The sequence below is a fragment of the Brachyspira pilosicoli genome, assembly GCF_019402445.1.
Taxonomy (GTDB): Bacteria; Spirochaetota; Brachyspiria; order Brachyspirales; family Brachyspiraceae; genus Brachyspira; species Brachyspira pilosicoli_B.
The window spans coordinates 1-1,405 of record NZ_SRZM01000195.1 but is presented as its reverse complement, the minus strand read 5'-3'; the positions used below and the strand labels follow the sequence as shown (position 1 = coordinate 1,405).

Below are 1,405 nucleotides of genomic sequence, written 5' to 3'. Positions count from 1 at the left end.
ACCGTGCGGCAAGGTGGTACAGCTCGTACATGGGAAAAAGAACAAGAAAAAATTTACAAACTTAAAATTTTTACCATATAGTAACAAGCAATTTATATAATATAGGAAGGAGTACAACTGTTAAAGCTCCAGCTATACCTATAGCAAGACCAGACATAGCTCCTTCAGTCTCTCCCATCTCTATTGCCTTACTAGTGCCCACAGCATGCGATGCAGTGCCTATTGAAATGCCCTTAGCTAAAGGCGATTTTATTCTAAATATTTTGAATACTATAGGAGCAATTATAGCACCAGCCACCCCAGATATTACAACAGCAAGCACAGTGATAGATTTTACACCGCCTATACTATCAGCCACATCAACAGCTATTGCAGTAGTTATTGATTTTGGAAGAAGTGATAAAAGTATATTTTCTGATACACCCATAATCTTTGCAGTGAAATATATTCCAACTATTCCAATAGCACTTCCTATTGCAATGCTAAAAAGTATTACTAATAAATTGGCTTTTAATATTGGAAGGTTTCTATATATTGGAAGAGCTAATACAACAGTAGCAGGTCCAACCAATGCATTAATAAATTTTCCGCCGCTTTCATTATAAACACTATAAGGTACTCCCATAAAATAAATAGATAAACCTACAAGTATTACACTCGTTACAAGAGGCGTTAATATTGGAAGTTTGGTTTTATTATAAATATAGTACGATATTATATATGCTATTAAAGTTATTACTATTGAAATTAGAGGATTGTCTTGAAATAATGCTGTCATTTTATTTTCCTTTTTTTATTAACTATGTTTTCAAAAAACTGTGCAGATAAACCAGTTGCAGCCATTATTACCACAACAAAAAATATGCATATTATGAGAAAAGGTATTATCTCATCTTTAATATATTTATATTCATCAACTATAGCTAAACTAGCAGGTACAAATAACAAAGCCATGTTTTTTATTAATATATCGCTAGCCTCATCAATATCACTCTCTTTTACAATTCCAAAAACTAAAAGAAAGAACAGTAAAAACATTCCTATTACATTACCAGGTATTGGAAGTCTTAGAGATTTACTTAAGATGTATGATATTGAATAAATAAAAAATATTATAGAGAATTGTTTAATCAACTTCATTGTAGTAGAATCCAATAAATTATTTTAAAAAATTATTGGGATAAATTATATATCTAAAAAAATGTTTTTCAATAGAGTATTTTTATGCTGAGATTGAGTTACGTAAAAAGCAGTACGAATACTACAGAGATAAATTATTTACTTTTAAGGAGAATAAAGTTTAATCATGTTCTGACATCACAAATATAAATATTATTTCATATATATCTTTTAATATAAAGTTATAGTATTTGCATTTTTTGCAACTTTTTGACGAAGTCCGCAC

The 1,405-nt window shown here is 29.5% G+C and carries 2 protein-coding genes; both read right to left on the bottom strand.

The genetic code is table 11. The annotated features are described in order from the left end of the window. Window positions 1–70 precede the first annotated feature (70 nt). Window positions 71–778 (bottom strand): LrgB family protein, encoded by a 708-nt coding sequence (locus E6A48_RS07135; protein ID WP_219709344.1) that lies wholly within the window; start codon window positions 776–778, stop codon window positions 71–73. Further along, a complete protein-coding gene (locus E6A48_RS07130; protein ID WP_219709343.1) occupies window positions 775–1,140 on the bottom strand; it encodes a CidA/LrgA family protein in 366 nt (121 codons plus the stop codon). The genes E6A48_RS07135 and E6A48_RS07130 overlap by 4 nt, the downstream gene beginning before the upstream one ends. Window positions 1,141–1,405 lie beyond the last annotated feature (265 nt).